The sequence below is a fragment of the Arsenophonus endosymbiont of Aleurodicus floccissimus genome (assembly GCF_900343025.1).
Classification (GTDB): domain Bacteria; phylum Pseudomonadota; class Gammaproteobacteria; order Enterobacterales; family Enterobacteriaceae; genus Arsenophonus.
In genome coordinates, this window is the sequence record NZ_OUND01000002.1 from 209,575 (window position 1) to 228,984 (window position 19,410).

The window sequence follows — 19,410 nt, forward strand, 5'->3', positions numbered from 1 at the left end:
GTTATGTATATCTAATATATGTGCTAGTATTCTTTTTACTTCCTTATTCATTTATACATCTTGATCCTAAATTTAATCCTGTGGATAAAAAGTGTTAAAACTGTGTAAAAGAGTGAGGATCTTATTCAAATTTTGCGTTATGATCTATTATAGTGTATAGAGATCATAGCTTGTACAAGCTAATTTATTTTATAACGCAAATTTTCGGTAAATCTTTTCTGGGGTATTAACAATTTTTATTACCTATTAAATTTAATAATTTTCCATTGGTCTTGTTTTAGGGGAGTCCGTCGTGTCATTTTCACTTTGGCAGCAATGTCTTGCCCGATTGCAGGATGAGTTACCTGCCGCAGAATTCAGTATGTGGATACGCCCTCTCCAGGCAGAATTGAGTGATAATACATTAGCACTCTATGCTCCTAACCGTTTTGTATTAGATTGGGTAAGAGATAAATACATCAATAATATTAATGAATTATTGAGTGATTTTTGTGGTTCTGATGTGCCTACATTGAAATTTGAAGTGGGTAATAAACCGCAAATAACCGCAAGCGGTACCTCAACGCATACCGTAGCAAATAAAATTATTTCGACGCCAATAAATTCAACAATACGCCCTACTTGGGATAAAACACAAGTTCAACCTGAAATCGCCTATCGTTCAAATGTGAACCCTAAGCATACATTTAATAACTTTGTCGAAGGTAAATCAAACCAACTTGCTCGTGCAGCTGCCAGCCAAGTAGCAGACAATCCTGGAGGAGCTTATAACCCACTTTTTCTTTATGGTGGTACAGGATTAGGTAAAACTCACCTGCTTCATGCTGTAGGTAATAACATCATGGCGCACAAAGCGAATGCAAAAGTGGTTTATATGCATTCTGAGCGTTTTGTCCAAGATATGGTAAAAGCGTTACAAAATAATGCGATTGAAGATTTTAAACGTTATTATCGCTCGGTAGATGCATTATTAATTGATGACATTCAGTTTTTTGCTAATAAAGAGCGCTCTCAAGAAGAATTTTTTCATACCTTTAATGCGTTACTCGAAGGTAACCAGCAAATCATTCTGACCTCAGATCGCTATCCTAAAGAAATTAATGGAGTTGAAGATCGACTAAAATCTCGTTTTGGTTGGGGATTGACGGTTGCGATTGAACCACCAGAATTGGAAACGCGTGTTGCTATTTTGATGAAAAAAGCGGATGAAAATCAGATGCAACTGCCTGATGAAGTCGCTTTCTTTATTGCCAAACGCTTGCGTTCAAATGTTCGAGAGCTGGAAGGGGCGTTGAATCGGGTTATCGCCAATGCTAACTTTACCGGTCGCGCAATTACTATTGATTTTATTCGTGAAGCATTACGCGATCTACTCGCATTACAAGAAAAACTGGTCACAATTGATAATATTCAAAAAACCGTTGCTGAATATTATAAAATTAAAGTTGCCGACTTGTTATCTAAGCGCCGTTCCCGTTCTGTGACACGTCCGAGGCAAATGGCAATGGCATTAGCAAAAGAGCTAACAAACCATAGTTTGCCCGAAATTGGGGATGCCTTTGGTGGACGAGATCATACAACGGTACTCCATGCTTGCCGAAAAATCGAGCAGTTACGGGAGGAAAGTCACGACATTAAAGAGGATTTTTCTAACTTAATCAGAACATTATCATCCTAATGCTATGAAATTTACTATTGAACGTGAACAATTACTCAAACCACTACAACAAGTTAGTGGTCCACTCGGTGGACGGCCTACATTACCTATTTTAGGTAATTTATTACTGCAAGTTAGTGAAAAAACACTTTCATTAACAGGTACCGATCTAGAAGTAGAAATGGTCGCAAAAGTGACATTAACACAACCAGGTGAAAATGGTTCAATCACGGTACCTGCCCGTAAATTTTTCGATATCTGGCGTGGGTTACCCGATGGCTCAGAAATTAAAGTTACTATTGAAGGAAAACGTCTACTGGTGCGTTCCGGTCGTAGCCGTTTTTCTCTTTCAACTCTGCCTGCCACTGATTTTCCAAACCTAGACGATTGGCAAATTGAAGTCGAATTTGAACTTCCTCAAACGACGTTAAAACGTCTAATTGAAGCTACCCAGTTTTCAATGGCACACCAAGATGTACGCTATTATCTTAATGGCATGCTATTTGAAACTGAAGGTAAAGAATTACGCACCGTCGCTACCGATGGCCATCGTTTAGCGGTCTGTTCACTCAATATTAATATTGATGAGAATTTACCAATTCATTCAGTGATTGTTCCTCGCAAAGGGGTAGTAGAATTTATGCGATTACTGGATAGTAGCGACGAGTCACTTAAGTTACAGATTGGTAGTAATAATATCCGAGCTCATGTTGGTGATTTTATTTTCACCTCAAAACTAGTTGATGGCCGTTTTCCTGATTACCGACGTGTTCTACCAAAAAATCCAGATAAAACATTGACCGCGGATTGTAATAAACTTAAACAAGCATTTTCACGAGCTGCGATTTTATCAAATGAAAAATTTCGTGGTGTACGCCTCTATATTAGCGAAAATCAACTTAAAATTACCGCAAACAATCCAGAACAGGAAGAATCAGAAGAAATTATTGATGTTAATTATCAAAGCTCGATGATAGAAATTGGTTTTAACGTCAGTTATATCCTCGATGTTTTAAATACACTAAAATGTGAACAGGTTAATTTGTTATTGACTGATTCAAATTCAAGCGTACAAATCAAAGATGTAGCTAGTAGTGCGGCAGCTTATGTTGTTATGCCAATGCGTCTGTAATATCTAAATTCTATGATGCTTTCGCGTTTACTTATCCGCGACTTTCGTAATATAGAAAATACAGATCTACTATTAGCAACCGGTTTTAATTGGACCAAATGGCAGCGGAAAAACAAGTATTCTTAAAGCGATCTATACATTAGGACATGGTAGAGCTTTTCGTAGCATTCAAGCAGCACGTGTCATTCGTCATCAACAACATAATTTTGTTTTACATGGTCGTCTTGTTCCTATAGATCCAGAATCACGTGAACTGACTTTGGGATTAAGTAAAGATCGTAACGGTGAAAGTAAAGTTCGCATTGATGGCAATGATGGGCATAAAATTGCTGAATTAGCTAAATTATTACCAATGCAACTAATAACTCCTGAAGGTTTTACCTTATTAAATGGTGGCCCTAAATATCGTCGAGCTTTTCTTGATTGGGGATGTTTCCACAATGAACCTCAGTTTTTTGCTGCCTGGTCTGATTTAAAACGGCTATTAAAGCAACGTAATGCAGCATTACGCCAAGTAACAAGTTATAATGAGCTGCGTCATTGGGATTATGAACTGATCCCTCTGGCTCATAAAATAAGTGAACGGCAAGCCAGCTATATTGCAGGAATTACGAAAGATATTGAAAACACCTGTAAACAGTTCTTACCTGAATTTTCACTTAGCATCTGATTTCAGCGAGGATGGGATAAAGAAACCGATTATTCAGATATACTAGTAAGGCAATTTGAACGTGATCTAATGCTTACCTATACCGCATTAGGGCCACAAAAAACCGACTTACGGATCCGCGTAGAAGGGATTGCCGTTGAAGATATCCTATCGCGCGGGCAGTTAAAATTATTAATGTGCGCATTAAAATTAGCACAAGGTGAATATTTAACCCGACAGAGTGGGCAACGATCCTTATATCTGTTAGACGATTTTGCTTCTGAGTTAGATAAGGATCGCCGTCAATTATTAGCCGAACGGCTTAAAGCGACGCAAGCTCAGTTCTTTGTTAGCGCGATTACCATCGCGCACGTTAAAGATATGTTAGATGGAAATAGCAGGATGTTTTGCGTAAAACATGGCAAAATAGAAGTTCAACCATAGGATCAGAAATTAGCGAGAAATGTTGATGTCGAATACATATGACTCCTCAAGTATCAAGGTATTAAAAGGGCTAGACGCGGTGCGTAAGCGCCCAGGCATGTATATTGTTGATACCGACGATGGTACAGGCCTTCATCACATGGTCTTCGAGGTTGTCGACAACGCTATCGACGAAGCCTTGGCAGGGTATTGTAGTGATATTATTGTAACCATACATACCGATAACTCCATCTCTGTTCTCGATAATGGACGTGGTATTCCAACCGATCTTCATGAAGAAGAAGGTGTATCTGCCGTAGAAGTCATCATGACCGTTCTCCATGCTGGCGGCAAATTTGACGATAATTCTTATAAAGTTTCTGGTGGCTTGCATGGGGTCGGTGTTTCTGTTGTTAATGCCTTATCAGAAAAATTAGAGTTAGCTATCCGTCGCGAGGGAAAAGTCCATGAACAGACTTACCAATTAGGTGTTCCACAAGCACCCTTAACGATTGTCGGAGAAACTCATGAGCGGGGAACCTATATCCGTTTCTGGCCCAGTTTAGACACATTTAAAACCGTTACCGAATTTGAATACGATATTCTGGCAAAACGGTTACGGGAGCTCTCTTTTCTTAATTCAGGTATATCCATTCGTTTAATTGATGAACGTGATAATAAAGAAGATTATTTTCATTATGAAGGTGGAATCAAAGCTTTTGTAAAATACTTAAGTCGGAATAAAACCCCAATTCACCCAAGTGTTTTCTATTTTTCAGCGGAAAAAGACGGTATTAATGTAGAAATATCCATGCAATGGAATGACGGTTTCCAAGAAAATGTTTATTGTTTCACCAATAATATTCCTCAACGTGATGGAGGAACCCATCTGGTTGGTTTCCGTACCGCCATGACACGTACGCTCAACAGTTACATGGATAAAGAAAGTTATCAGAAAAAATCTAAAGTTAGCGCTACTGGTGATGATGCCCGTGAAGGTTTAATTGCTGTCGTTTCTGTTAAAGTTCCCGATCCAAAATTTTCGTCACAAACAAAAGATAAGCTAGTTTCTTCCGAAGTAAAAACCGTTGTTGAAACGTTAATGAATGAGAAACTGGTCGAATATCTATTAGAAAATCCTAATGACGCCAAAATCATTGTTAGTAAAATCATTGACGCCGCCCGTGCCCGCGAGGCTGCCCGTAAAGCACGCGAAATGACTCGTCGTAAAGGTGCCCTTGATTTAGCAGGATTAGGATTACCCGGTAAATTAGCAGACTGCCAGGAGCGTGATCCGGCTTTATCAGAACTTTATTTAGTGGAGGGTGATTCCGCAGGCGGCTCTGCCAAACAGGGGCGTAACCGAAAAAATCAGGCAATTTTACCGTTAAAAGGTAAAATTCTTAATGTTGAAAAAGCGCGTTTCGACAAAATGCTCTCCTCACAGGAAGTCGCCACCTTAATAACCGCTTTAGGTTGTGGTATTGGCCGTGATGAATATGATCCTGATAAATTACGTTATCATAGCATTATTATCATGACCGATGCCGATGTCGACGGCTCCCATATACGGACATTGTTATTAACTTTCTTCTATCGTCAGATGCCAGAAATTATCGAGCGAGGCCATGTCTATATTGCTCAGCCGCCTTTATATAAAGTAAAAAAAGGTAAGCAAGAACAATATATTAAAGATGATGAAGCTATGAACGAATATTTGATTTCAATCGCATTAGACAATACCTCGCTCTATACCAACCCTCATACCCCGGCATTAAAAGGTGAGCAATTGGAGAAGTTAATCATTGAATATAATGCTGCTCAAAAAATTATCAAACGTTTAGAGCGTCTCTATCCACCAGCTTTATTAAATAATCTTATTTATCAGCCTACCTTGGCAGAAGATGACTTGAAAAATAAATCTAAGGTAGAAAATTGGATCAACATGCTAGTTAAGCGCCTAACCGATAATGAAGAACATGGTAGTACTTATAGCTATCATATTAATGAAAATAGTGAACGCCAATTATTTGAACCAGTTTTACGTATAAGAACCCATGGCGTTGATACCGATTACAATCTAGATTTCGATTTCATTCATGGTATCGAATATACACACATAACTAAAATTGGTCAGCTAATAATAGGACATCTGATTGAGGATGGTGCGTATGTGGAAAGAGGGGAGCGTCACCAGACTATTTCTTCCTTTGAAGACGCATTGAACTGGTTATCAAAAGAATCACGCCGTGGCTTGATGGTACAACGCTATAAAGGATTAGGCGAAATGAACCCAGAGCAATTATGGGAAACAACGATGAACCCAGATACCCGCCGTATGATGCGTGTTACCGTTAAAGATGCCATCGCAACTGACCAACTGTTTACCACACTAATGGGTGATGCGGTTGAACCACGTAGAGCTTTTATTGAAGAAAACGCATTAAAAGCAGAAAATATAGACATTTAATTTTAAATGGCAAAACAAAAGCCCCATATCTAAATTGGGGGCTTTTTATTATAAAAACTATCTAATATTTTTATAATATTTTTAACATACGGCGTAAAGGCTCTGCCGCTCCCCATAATAGCTGATCGCCAATCGTAAAAGCGGATAAATATTCTGGCCCCATATTTAATTTACGCAAGCGTCCAACCGGAACATTTAAGGTGCCTGTTACTGCCGCAGGCGTTCATTCTTGAATAGTTAATTCACGCTCATTAGGAATAACGCGAACCCAATCATTATGTGCGGACAAAATTTGCTCAACATCTTCAATCGCAACATTTTTTTGCAATTTTAGGGTAAATGCCTGGCTATGGCAGCGTAATGCACCGATACGAACACATAAACCATTGACAAGAATAACATGACTAGAGGTACTTAAAAAGAGGTATTTAAAATTTTATTAGTTTCAGCCTGCCCTTTCCATTCCTCACGACTTTGACCATTGGGCAATTGTGTTTATCTATCCAGGGGATCAAACTACCGGCCAATGGCGCACCAAAGGCTTGTGTGCTCATATTTCCACTACGGGTGAGGTCAGTGACCTTTTTCTCAATCGATAAAATCGCCACCGCGGGATTTTGCAGTTCATTAGCAACCTGTGTATGTAACCCTCCCCCATTTGCACTAATAATTCACGCATATTACGCACACCTGCGCCAGAAGCCGCTTGATAGATTGCGACCGAAACCCACTCAATCAAGTTCTCAGCAAATAAGCCAGCTAAAGCCATTAGTATCAAACTGACCGTGTGCAATTGCCACCAACAAAGGTTTTTATCCCTTTATTTAAACCCTGATCAATATACTGACGATTAAGGGGATCAAGAATAATAATACTGTCCTCTTTCATCCGTAACGAAGAGGCGGCATCTATCCAGTAACCTAACCAACCAGTCGCACGCAGCTTAGGGTAAATTTGATCGGTATAGTTTCCACCCTGACAGCTAATTATTACATCTAATTCCTTTAATCCATCAAGATCAAAAGCATTTAATAGTGTTGATTGATGTTGACCATATTTTGGTGCCAATTCACCATGTTGAGAGGTAGTAAAAAAAAACAGGATTGATATTATTAAAATCACCTTTTTCCACCATTCGTTGCAGCAGTACAGAACCAACCATACCTCGCCAACCAATAAATCCGACATTTTTCATTTTTGTTATATCCAATCTGAATGTTGTTGCTAAGTAAAGTCGTCGCCATTTATATACAATAATCGCAAATTGAAATCATTTATGCCATTTTTTAACACTGATTATTTAATAAATAAAAATCTATTTATAACTGATAAAACAAAACACCCAGTATTAAGGGTGTTTTGCTTAAAATAACGGTCAATAACTTTACTGCGCTGATCTATTCCAACGGGATTTAAGATATTTTACTGCCTCTGCCGTTTGCGGAGACTGAAGAAATCCCTCTCGAAATAGGATCACACCTTTTATTTCAGGTAATTCATCATTAAGATCGAGTTGTCTTTTTAGCTCCGGGACACCGCCGTCAAGAGACCAATCAGGCTCTGTTTGAGATGGCACTCCAACTTTATATAATGCTACTCCAATATACAATTTAGTGTTAGTCGATCTCACCACATCAGCCCACCATTTTGCGATCACATCATATTTGACAATTTCGCGGGTAAAAGGCCAGTAAATTTGCGGGGCTATATAATCTAATAAACCTTCTTTTACCCATAATCGGGTATCAGCATAGGCTCTGTCATAAGTAGGCCCGCCAGCTTTAGTATTCGAGCCTCGTTGATCATCGAAAATATTTCGCCATACACCGCCTGTACTGATGCCAAATTCAATATTGGGTTTTAACGAACGGATTGTTGAAGAAACCTCTCGAATCAACAATAAGGTATTATTTCTTCTCCAACTGGCTTTATCTAAAAATCCCTGACCGTATCGTTGAAACGTTGCCTCATCATTGAGTTTGAAAGAAGGAGTTTCATAATAGAAATAATCATCAAACTGTATGCCATCAATATCATAGTTTTTAACTAATTCAGCAACAATACTGCTGATCCAATTACGAACTTCTGGTAAGCCTGGATCAAGCACAAAACGGTCGTAGGCAGTTCGTATCCAATCTTTATGTAAAACATAAACGCTAGCAGGCGGAGAATTAAGTGTCTTTTGCAGTGAAGCAATAGTTTGTGGTTGTGTATCCATTGAAACCCGGTAGGGATTTAGCCAAGCATGTATTTTTAAATTTCTTTTGTGCGCCTCAGCAATAATAAACGCCAACGGATCATAACCTGGGTCTTTACCGAATACACCGGTAAGCACGTCAGACCAAGGGAGAATATGAGAATGATAAAGCGCAGTACCATCTGGCTTTACCTGAAAAAAAATGGTGTTAATGCCTAGCTTCACCAAATTATCCAGTTTATCCGTTAACTCTTTTTTCTGTACTTCAATTCTGAGCTTTTCTGAATCAAGGTTAATTGAATAAAGAGAAGGACAATCAAGCCGAGATACGGTCGTTAACCATATACCACGTACTGGTATATCTTGTTTAATCGTGGCCTTTTGCTCATCAGTTATTTTTTTATTATTACAACCAACAACTAAAAACAAGCAAAATAACGAAGTAATAAACCGCTTTATCCCCTTTAATTGTAATAGCATCCTTCATTCCTTATTTTGTTTACAGTTAGGGCTTGATAAGCTGTGAGTATTTTTTTAATTGATGGCATTATATCAATCAATTTATTAAATATTAAAATATTTATTTTTCAGGCAATTAACAACCGAAATAACTTAATGAATAATGAATTTTTAGCTTGCTATTCTTGAATATTATTAAAAAAAATACGCTCCGTTCTAACGTATTTTTCAGCATAGAAATATGTAATAAAATGTAAAAAGAATAAAGCTATCTTAGTCTATTATATACAATAATCTATTGATAATAACCTAAATATCACTCTTTATACCGAACTCACTCAACGGTCACAGATTTAGCTAAATTTCTTGGTTTATCAACATCCGTGCCTTTTATTAGCGCAACATGATAAGATAATAATTGCAGTGAAACGGTATAAAAAATTGGGGCAATTAGCTCTTCAACATGCGGTAATGGAATAATTTTCATATTTTCACTGTCAATAAAACCCGCGCCTTTATCAGCAAAAACATAAAGTAAGCCGCCACGAGCACGGACTTCTTCAATATTGGATTTCAGCTTTTCGAGTAATTCATTATTTGGCGCAATAATAATTACTGGCATATCGGCATCAATCAGTGCTAATGGGCCATGCTTCAACTCACCCGCTGCATAAGCTTCGGCATGAATATAAGAAATTTCTTTTAGTTTTAATGCACCTTCAACCGCTATCGGAAATTGATCACCACGGCCAAGAAAAAGAGCATGATTTTTATCAGAAAAATCCTCTGCTAAATCTTCAATCATTTTTTCTTGCGATAACATACTGTCAATACGAGCAGGTAAGGCATGTAATGCCTGAACAATGTCTCTCTCAAAAGTAATGTTTTTATCCTGTAAGCGGATCAGATAAGCAACTAATAATAATAAAACCGTCAATTGGGTAGTAAACGCTTTGGTGGATGCTACGCCAATTTCTGCGCCAGCTTTTGTCATTAATGCAAAATCTGATTCACGGACTAAAGATGAGCCTAAAACATTACATATCGCCAACGATGCCAGATAACCAAGCTGTTTCGATAATCTTAATGCCGCTAAGGTATCCGCTGTTTCACCCGATTGAGAAAGGGTGATCAATAAGCTATTTTTACGCCTTGCTGGTTTGCGATAACGGAATTCAGAAGCAATTTCTACATCACAGGGTATACCTGCTAAAGATTCAAGCCAGTAACGTGCAACCATTCCTGCATTATATGAAGTCCCACAAGCAACAATTTGAATATGTTCAACCTGAGATAATAGATTTTGGGCTTTTTTATCTAATTCGCTAAAAATAACACTATCATGCTGATCAAAGCGCCCTTCCAGGGTATTTTTTATTGCTAAAGGCTGCTCATAGATCTCTTTTTGCATATAGTGGCGATAAATTCCTTTTTCACCAGTATCATACTGAATATTGGATTCTATTTGTTCTCGTTCAACTTCTGAGCTTTGTTGATCAAAAATACGTACTGTCCGACGAGTCACTTCAGCAATATCTCCTTCTTCTAAATAGATAAAGCGACGTGTAACCGGCAAAAGCGCTAATTGATCGGATGCTAGAAAATTTTCACCAACACCTAAACCTATGATTAATGGGCTACCCGAACGCGCGGCCACCAGCAATCCAGGAATACGGCTATCCATAATAACGGTACCGTAAGCGCCTTTTAATTGGGGGATAACACGCTGTACCACTTCTAGCAAGGTACCACCTTTTTGTAATTCCCAATGTGTTAAATGCGCTATAACTTCGGTGTCAGTTTCTGAAGTAAAAACATATTTTTGCTTTTTAAGCTGTTTACGCAGTTGTTGATAATTTTCAATAATCCCATTGTGAATGACCGCAATATATTCAGATGTATGCGGATGAGCATTTTTTTTGCTTGGGTGCCCATGCGTCGCCCAACGAGTATGCGCAATACCCGTTCCACCAATTACAGCATGTTTTTCCGCTTCATCTGCCAGGATCTGAACTTTACCCGTTTCACGTAATCGTGTCAGATTCGTTTTATCATCAACCACGGCTAAACCAGCAGAGTCATAACCTCGGTACTCCAGTCGACGAAGCCCTTCAATAAGAATTTCAGCTATATCGCGTTGTGCTACTGCACCAACAATTCCACACATCGGTTTTCATTCCAAAATAGAAGAGCATACAGCTCTTATACTGTCGTAACCTAATTAATATATTCGGTTTTACCGTTCCCAAAGCCTGTAGATATTGGGTTTATTATTTATAAAATAGTTGATTAATCATCACTATTTATTTTGCGAATATTTTTTCTTTATTGGACGCTGCCAATTGACAATATGCCGCTGTTTAACGCGACTAATAACAAGTTCATTTTCCTTAACATCATTAGTAAGCGTCGTTCCAGCACCAATAGTTGCCCCGTTAGCAATGGTAACCGGTGCAATTATTTGCGTATCTGAACCAATAAAAACATTATCGCCAATGATTGTTTTAAATTTATTAGCTCCGTCATAATTACAAGTTATTGTTCCTGCGCCAATATTAACATCTTCGCCAATTTCGGCGTCACCTAGATAACTTAAATGCCCTGCTTTAAAACCCGCCCCTAAAGCGGTGTTCTTAACCTCAACAAAATTACCAATATGCACTTTATCTGCCAGTCTAGTTCCTGGACGTAAACGAGCAAAAGGGCCAATCGTACAGGCGGTAGATAATTCTGAACCTTCTATAACTGAATAAGCACTAATAATTGAATTATCATCTATCTTACAATTTTTTAATATACATCCAGCATGAATATGTACATTATTACCCAGTACAACATCCCCTTCAATAATAATATTAGTATCAATAATTACATTACGCCCGTGCTTTAATGTACCACGCAAATCAAAACGAGCAGGGTCAATAATCATAACACCTGCCAGTAATAATTTTTCTGCCTGTTCTTGTTGATAAATACGTTCAAGCGCCGAAAGCTGTAAACAGTTATTTACCCCTTCCATTTCACTCAATTTGGTAGGATGAACTGCCCTTATTTTACAACCTTCTTTATGCGCCAATGAAATTATATCGGAAACATAATATTCATTTTGAGCATTGTTATTATTAAGCTTTTTCAGCCATCGCTTTAAATCAGCACCATTAGCAACTAGTATACCGGTATTAATTTCGTTAATTTTAGCTTGATTTTCCGTTGTATCTTTTTGCTCAACAATGCCAATTACTTCACCTTTTTGACGAATAATGCGCCCGTAACCTGTCGGCTCATTAACTATTGCTGTTAATAACCCTATTCCTCCGTCAGGCTTAGCTTCTATTAATCGTTCAAGTGTTTCTTTTGTGATCAGTGGTGAATCACCATAAAGCATCAGGATATCTTCATCATCAGCAAAAAAAGGTGCTGCTTGCTGCATTGCATGTCCTGTTCCTAATTGCTCTGACTGTAAGATCCAATTAATAGGTTGATTAGCTAAAGCTAATTTAATTAAATCAGCACCATGACCATAAACTAAATGAATATTAGATGCCCCAAGTGATAATGATGTGTCGATAACATGCTGTACCATTGGTTTGCCTGCCAGTGGATGTAAAACTTTTGGTAAGTCAGAACACATACGGGTACCTTTACCCGCCGCGAGGATCACAACACTTTTTGCGTTCATAGACATAAAACCTAATAACTCCATCAGTTAGGTAAAAGTAAAACTATTTATTGAACAAATTACTACATATTTCGTTCAAATAAAAAAGTTTACTATCTATATAAAAGAAAAGGAGCGAAACATAAATAAATTGTCTCACTCCCTGTATGTATTTATCTGATTTTTATAAAAATAGCTGTAAAGTTTAAATAAATTCTTAGTATTATATTATTTTTTCATCAGCTCGATAACACGTAATTTAGCAATTGCCTTCGCTAACTCGGCCGACGCTTGAGCATAATCGACATCACCATGTGCTTTACGAATATGCTCTTCCGCTTTATGCTTAGATTCTAATGCCTTAGCTTCATCCAAATCTTTGCCACGTATTGCTGTATCAACCAATACGATAACACCATTTGGTTGAACTTCAATAATACCACCAGAAAGATAGATCAATTCTTCTTCACCAGACTGTTTGGTAATACGTATCATACCAGGCTTAATAGCAGTTAGCAGCGGTGTATGTTGAGCATAAATCCCTAGCTCACCTTCGCTGCCTGTCACCTGGATTTTTTGGACAAGGCCGTCAAATATCTGTTTTTCGGCACTTACCACAACCAGATGGTATGTCATTGAAGCCATATCAACCTCCCATCAGCGACATTATAAATTTTTCGCTTTTTCTACCGCTTCTTCGATAGTACCTACCATATAAAACGCTTGCTCAGGCAGATGATCATAATCACCATTCAAAATACCTTTAAAGCCACGGATAGTATCTTTTAAAGAAACAAATTTTCCCGGTGAACCAGTAAAAACTTCAGCCACAAAAAATGGTTGAGATAGGAAGCGCTGGATTTTACGAGCTCGTGCAACAACCAATTTATCTTCTTCAGACAGCTCATCCATTCCCAGAATAGCAATGATATCTTTCAATTCTTGATAACGCTGCAAAATAGATTGAACACCACATGCTACGTCGTAGTGCTCTTGCCTTACAACTAATGGATCGAGCTGACGACTTGTTGAATCCAATGGATCAACAGCAGGATAAATACCTAATGACGCAATTTGACGACTAAGAACGACCGTTGCATCCAAATGAGCAAAAGTAGTTGCTGGAGAGGGATCCGTCAAATCATCGGCAGGAACATATACCGCCTGAACTGACGTTATTGAACCAGCTTTAGTTGATGTAATACGCTCCTGCAATACACCCATTTCTTCCGCTAAGGTCGGTTGATAACCTACTGCCGAAGGCATACGACCAAGCAGGGCCGAAACTTCTGTTCCTGCTAATGTATAGCGATAGATGTTATCGATAAATAACAACACATCTCGCCCTTCATCACGAAATTTCTCTGCAATTGTCAATCCTGTTAATGCAACACGTAGACGGTTTCCTGGCGGTTCATTCATTTGACCATAAACCAGAGAAACTTTATCCAATACATTCGAATCTGTCATTTCGTGATAGAAATCATTACCTTCACGAGTCCGCTCGCCGACGCCTGCAAAGACCGAATAACCGGAATGCTCAATCGCAATATTACGAATAAGCTCCATCATGTTTACTGTTTTACCAACACCAGCACCACCAAATAATCCTACTTTCCCACCTTTAGCAAATGGGCAAATAAGATCCATAACTTTGATACCAGTTTCAAGCAATTACGTTGAATTAGATAAATCTTCATAACTAGGGGCGGCACGATGAATAGCCCAACGTTCTTCTTCACCGATCTCACCTTTCATATCGATAGGATCACCTAATACATTCATGATACGCCCTAATGTCGCTTTACCGACTGGCACTTCAATGGGGTGAGCTAAATCAACAGCGTCTAAACCACGTTTTAAACCATCAGAAGTCCCCATCGCGATGCAGCGAACAACTCCGTCACCCAATTGCTGCTGAACTTCCAAAATTAGTTTTTCTTTACCATTCATTACCTCAAGCGCGTCGTACACTTTGGGTACCGCATCTTGAGGAAATTCGACATCTACTACGGCGCCGATTACCTGGATAATCTTTCCAGTAGCCATCTTGAATCCTCTATGTAATTCGTAAACTTAGCCATTAAACTGCGGCAGCTCCCGAAACTATTTCGGTAAGTTCCTGAGTAATGCTGGTTTGACGAGCCTTATTGTAAACCAACTGCAACTCCTTGATCAGGTTACCACCATTATCAGTAGCCGCTTTCATTGCTACCATTCGAGCAGCCTGTTCACTAGCTAAGTTTTCAACGACGCTCTGATAAACCTGTGATTCGATATAACGACGCAACAGGGTATCCATTAGTATCTTGGGATCAGGTTCATACAAATAATCCCAAGATTTCTTTTTCAATGTTTCATCATCACCCGCAGGTAGAGGCAATAATTGAGTAATCGTTGGTACTTGAGTCATGGTATTAACAAATTTGTTAGTTACCACATACAACTTATCTAGACACCCTTCATCATATGCTTCTAACATAATTTTCACAGTTCCAATAAGATCAGACAGAGAAGGATCATCTCCCATCCCGGTTACCTGAGCAACAATATTACCACCAACCGAATTAAAGAATGAAACTGCTTTAGAACCAATTAATGCCAGATCAATCTGGACACTTTTATTAGTCCACATTTTCATTTCTGTTAGTAATTTTTTAAATAAATTAATATTTAAGCTACCACATAAACCACGGTCAGTTGAAATAATTAAATAACCAATACGTTTAACATCACGCTCTTTAAGATATAGATGTTTATATTCCAAATTACCTAATGCTAAGTGACTAATTACACTACGCATAGTTTCTGCATAAGGACGACTAGCTGCCATACGCTCTTGTGTTTTGCGCATTTTGGATGCAGCAACCATCTCCATGGCTTTAGTGATCTTTTGTGTATTTTGAACACTACCGATCTTAGAACGTATCTCTTTTGCGTCCGCCATTTCAGCTCCTCTTATTAACCAAACGGTCTCAATAAAGGTCGAATAGAATTACCAGGATTGAGTTGCTTTAAAAGAATCGAGCAAGGCATTTAACTTAGCTTCGATTTCATCGTTATATTTACCTGTCTGATCAATTTCTTTCAGTAAGATAGAATGCTCACGAGTAGCATAAGTCAGCAATGACGTCTCAAAATCACCAATTTTTGCTAATTCAACATCTTCCAGATAACCACGTTCAGCAGCAAATAAAGATAACGCCTGCTGCGCAACTGACATTGGTGCATACTGTTTTTGTTTCAACAATTCGGTAACTTTCTGTCCATGATTAAGCTGCTTACGTGTCGCATCATCTAAATCAGAAGCAAATTGTGAAAAAGCAGCTAACTCGCGATACTGCGCCAACGTGGTACGAATGCCACCAGATAATTTCTTGATAATCTTAGTCTGAGCCGCACCACCTACACGTGATACTGATATTCCTGGGTTAACTGCCGGGCGAATACCCGAATTAAATAAATTAGATTCCAAGAAAATTTGTCCATCCGTGATTGAAATAACATTAGTAGGTACGAATGCAGAGACATCACCAGCTTGCGTTTCAACAATCGGTAATGCTGTTAATGAACCTGGTTTACCTTTGATTTTTCCATTAGTAAATTTTTCAACATATTCAGCATTAACACGGGCAGCACGCTCAAGTAAACGAGAATGAAGATAAAAAACATCACCAGGATAGGCTTCACGTCCAGGCGGACGCCGTAACAATAGTGAAATTTGTCGATAAGCAACCGCTTGTTTAGAGAGATCATCATAAATAATTAGCGCATCTTCGCCACGATCTCTAAAATATTCACCCATTGCACAGCCAGCATAAGGCGCAAGGTATTGTAATGCCGCAGATTCAGATGCAGTAGCAACAACAATTATCGTATTCTGGAGTGCTTCGTGCTCTTCAAGCTTGCGAACCACATTAGCAATAGTTGAGGCTTTTTGCCCAATTGCTACATAAATACATTTTATTTCCGAATCACGTTGATTAATAATAGCATCAACAGCTAATGCCGTTTTACCGGTTTGGCGATCACCGATGATTAACTCACGTTGACCACGCCCAATAGGGATCATAGCATCAACGGATTTGTATCCTGTTTGTACAGACTGATCAACTGATTGACGATCAATTACGCCAGGAGCGATAACTTCAACGGCAGAGAAACCATCATGTTCAACAGGCCCTTTACCATCAATAGGCTCACCCAAGGTGTTAACAATTCGCCCAAGTAATCCTCTACCTACTGGTACTCCAAGAATACGACCTGTACACTTTACTTTCATACCTTCGGCTAAGTCGGTATATGGTCCCATGACAACGGTACCAACTGAGTCACGCTCTAAATTGAGCGCAATAGCATAGCGATTACCAGGTAGTGCGATCATCTCGCTTTGCATAACTTCAGCTAAACCGTGAATACGAATGATCCCATCATTAACAGAAACAATTGTACCTTCATTGTGAGCTTCACTCATTATATCAAACTGAGCAATACGTTGCTTGATCAGTTCACTGATTTCGGTGGAATTCAGTTGCATATGCTCCAATCCCCTTAAGACTGCAAGACGTCAGTTAAACGCTCAATACGACCATACACGCTACCATCAATAACCAGATCTCCGGCGCGGATAATGACTCCTGCGATAACAGACTTATCAATTTTGCAATTCAGCTTAACTTTACGTGACAGACGTTTTTCCATCGCTGCAGAAATTTTAAATTGCTGTTTTTCATTTAGCTCAGTGGCAGAAATGACCTCAATATCAACGGTTGACTCCAGAAAAGCGCGTAATTGTATGAATTGCTTCAAAACCTCTGGTAATGTACTTAGACGCCCATTTTCAGCCATAATATGAATTAGATTTCGAACATGTTCATCGATTTCATCACCGCAAATAGTGATAAATGTTTTCGCTAATGTTTGTGGTGCTATTGAACCAGAAAGTAGCTCACCTATTTGTTGATTACGGGTTGCTTCAGCAATAAAACTGAGCATATTTTGCCATTTATCAACAAGTTGGTTTTCTACAGCAAAATCAAAAGCTGCTTTGGCATAGGGGCGAGCAACCGTAGTAATTTCAGACATGCCCCTTTCCTCCTTTACAGTTCGTTGACCAATTTATCAACGATGTCGCTATTAGCAGCTACATCAACGGAACGTTCAATTATTTTTTCTGCACCCGAAATTGCTAACATAGCAACTTGTTTACGCAACTCTTCACATGCACGCTTACGCTCAGCATCAATTTCAAATTGCGCCTGAGCAATTATCTTGTTACGTTCAGCGTCAGCCTCTATTTTTGCTTCTTCAATCATTTGAACTCGTTGTTTATTAGCTTGTTTAATAATGATTTGTGCTTCTGCTTTTGCTTTTCTCAGTCGTTCGGTTGCATCAGCTTTCGCTAAGTCCAAGTTTTTTTTAGCTCGTTCTGCAGAAGATAAACCGTCAGCGATTTCTTTTTGACGTTTTTCAATCGCCGCCATAATTGGAGGCCATACATACTTCATACAAAACAAAACAAACAGGACAAATGCAATAGCCTGGCCGAGGATTGTCGCATTAAGATTCATCGCACAATACCTCTTTAAAAATTAACATATTAATGTTCTTTCTCATTTGGCTTGTGTTATCAAGCAACTGCGAACATCACATATAGCCCCAGACCAACAGCAATCATCGGAATGGCATCAACTAAGCCCATAACAATAAAGAACTGCGTACGTAATAGAGGAATTAAATCTGGCTGACGAGCTGCGCCTTCTAAGAATTTTCCACCTAGGATGCCAATACCAATTGCAGCGCCAATTGCTGCTAATCCCATCATTACAGCGGCAGCCATGTACAGCAGATCGATATTTAGGTTTTCCATGACAGTCTCCAGTTTGTTTCAGTTAAATAAAAATTTATTAATAAGTTGAAATTAATGTTCTTCTGACGCCATCGATAAATAAACGATAGTTAGAACCATAAAAATAAAGGTTTGCAACGTAATAATCAGTATATGGAAAATCGCCCAGAGTAGGTTAAGTATCCACTGTGACCACCAAGGCAACAAAGCCGCAATAAGAATAAAGATCAATTCACCTGCATACATATTACCGAATAACCGTAAACCTAGAGATACTGGTTTAGACAGCAGGCTAACACCTTCTAGAATCAAATTAATGGGAATAAAAATAGGATGATTGAATGGTTGTAAAGTTAATTCTTTCGTAAACCCACTTAATCCTTTCATTTTGATACTGTAAAAAATGATCAAGATAAATACACCAATCGCCATTGACATAGTAATGTTTACATCTGCGGTTGGAACGACACGCAATGCTGGCAATCCCAGGTAATGTTCTCCAATATAGGGAAGTAAATCGATTGGTAACAAATCCATGGTATTCATTAATAACACCCAAACAAAAACCGTCAAAGCTAAAGGTGCAATGACTTTGCTCTTACTATGATACATACCACGAACGGTATTATCGACAAAACCGATGACGATTTCTATTGCAGTTTGTAACTTACCAGGTACCCCGCTGGTTGCATTAACAGCAATTTTTCTCAAGAGCCACAAAAAAATAATTCCAAGAACAACTGAGAAAAAAAGCGAGTCAATATTTAACGTCCAAAACGTTGGATCATTGTTATTATAAGGATCAACTAATTTGAAGGTACGCAGGTCCAACTGAAGATTATTTAGATGGTGTCCTATGTAACTTCCCGCAGTCATCACTTCTCCTGATGTAGACATGATGTCTTTTACCTTTTTGT

General features: G+C 38.6%; 13 protein-coding genes and 3 pseudogenes. 4 read left to right on the top strand and 12 right to left on the bottom strand.

Annotated elements, in window-relative coordinates:
* Positions 1 to 292: 292 nt before the first annotated feature.
* The 4 genes and pseudogenes from dnaA (at position 293) to gyrB (ending at position 6,331) form a co-directional block, all read left to right on the top strand.
* Entirely contained in the window at positions 293 to 1,678 is a 1,386-nt protein-coding gene (gene dnaA / locus ARADI_RS08500) for a chromosomal replication initiator protein DnaA (RefSeq protein WP_119711784.1), read from the top strand.
* Between the two features lie 4 nt (positions 1,679 to 1,682).
* Positions 1,683 to 2,789, top strand: a complete 1,107-nt coding sequence (gene dnaN, locus ARADI_RS08505; RefSeq protein WP_119711785.1) for a DNA polymerase III subunit beta — start codon at positions 1,683 to 1,685, stop codon at positions 2,787 to 2,789.
* Positions 2,790 to 2,801: 12 nt separating this feature from the next.
* Positions 2,802 to 3,882, top strand: a pseudogene (gene recF, locus ARADI_RS08510) (DNA replication/repair protein RecF).
* A 25-nt stretch (positions 3,883 to 3,907) separates the two neighbouring features.
* Entirely contained in the window at positions 3,908 to 6,331 is a 2,424-nt protein-coding gene (gyrB, locus tag ARADI_RS08515) for a DNA topoisomerase (ATP-hydrolyzing) subunit B (protein ID WP_119711786.1), read from the top strand.
* Positions 6,332 to 6,401: 70 nt separating this feature from the next.
* Here the strand turns inward: gyrB and asd are convergent.
* From asd to atpB, 12 genes and pseudogenes are all read right to left on the bottom strand, one after another.
* Positions 6,402 to 7,526, bottom strand: a pseudogene (asd, locus tag ARADI_RS08520) (aspartate-semialdehyde dehydrogenase).
* Positions 7,527 to 7,715: 189 nt separating this feature from the next.
* On the bottom strand, positions 7,716 to 9,008 hold the full coding sequence (locus ARADI_RS08525; RefSeq protein WP_119711787.1) for a glycoside hydrolase family 10-like protein: 1,293 nt from the start codon (positions 9,006 to 9,008) through the stop codon (positions 7,716 to 7,718).
* 313 nt (positions 9,009 to 9,321) lie between these two features.
* The gene (glmS, locus tag ARADI_RS08530; protein WP_119711788.1) at positions 9,322 to 11,154 is read right to left on the bottom strand and encodes a glutamine--fructose-6-phosphate transaminase (isomerizing); all 1,833 of its coding nucleotides are present in this window, start codon (positions 11,152 to 11,154) and stop codon (positions 9,322 to 9,324) included.
* A 132-nt stretch (positions 11,155 to 11,286) separates the two neighbouring features.
* Positions 11,287 to 12,672 (bottom strand): bifunctional UDP-N-acetylglucosamine diphosphorylase/glucosamine-1-phosphate N-acetyltransferase GlmU, encoded by a 1,386-nt coding sequence (glmU, locus tag ARADI_RS08535; RefSeq protein WP_119711789.1) that lies wholly within the window; start codon positions 12,670 to 12,672, stop codon positions 11,287 to 11,289.
* 201 nt (positions 12,673 to 12,873) lie between these two features.
* Entirely contained in the window at positions 12,874 to 13,290 is a 417-nt protein-coding gene (locus ARADI_RS08540) for a F0F1 ATP synthase subunit epsilon (RefSeq protein ID WP_119711790.1), read from the bottom strand.
* A 21-nt stretch (positions 13,291 to 13,311) separates the two neighbouring features.
* Positions 13,312 to 14,694, bottom strand: a pseudogene (gene atpD / locus ARADI_RS08545) (F0F1 ATP synthase subunit beta).
* 34 nt (positions 14,695 to 14,728) lie between these two features.
* Positions 14,729 to 15,592 (bottom strand): F0F1 ATP synthase subunit gamma, encoded by an 864-nt coding sequence (atpG, locus tag ARADI_RS08550; protein ID WP_119711791.1) that lies wholly within the window; start codon positions 15,590 to 15,592, stop codon positions 14,729 to 14,731.
* Positions 15,593 to 15,640: 48 nt separating this feature from the next.
* A complete protein-coding gene (gene atpA / locus ARADI_RS08555) occupies positions 15,641 to 17,182 on the bottom strand; it encodes a F0F1 ATP synthase subunit alpha (protein WP_119711792.1) in 1,542 nt (513 codons plus the stop codon).
* Positions 17,183 to 17,196: 14 nt separating this feature from the next.
* Positions 17,197 to 17,730, bottom strand: a complete 534-nt coding sequence (gene atpH / locus ARADI_RS08560; protein WP_119711793.1) for a F0F1 ATP synthase subunit delta — start codon at positions 17,728 to 17,730, stop codon at positions 17,197 to 17,199.
* Between the two features lie 14 nt (positions 17,731 to 17,744).
* Positions 17,745 to 18,215, bottom strand: a complete 471-nt coding sequence (gene atpF, locus ARADI_RS08565; protein ID WP_119711794.1) for a F0F1 ATP synthase subunit B — start codon at positions 18,213 to 18,215, stop codon at positions 17,745 to 17,747.
* 59 nt (positions 18,216 to 18,274) lie between these two features.
* Positions 18,275 to 18,514, bottom strand: a complete 240-nt coding sequence (atpE, locus tag ARADI_RS08570) for a F0F1 ATP synthase subunit C (protein WP_021535218.1) — start codon at positions 18,512 to 18,514, stop codon at positions 18,275 to 18,277.
* A 51-nt stretch (positions 18,515 to 18,565) separates the two neighbouring features.
* Positions 18,566 to 19,390, bottom strand: coding sequence for a F0F1 ATP synthase subunit A (atpB, locus tag ARADI_RS08575; protein WP_119711795.1), 825 nt, complete (start codon positions 19,388 to 19,390; stop codon positions 18,566 to 18,568).
* Between the last annotated feature and the right edge of the window lie 20 nt (positions 19,391 to 19,410).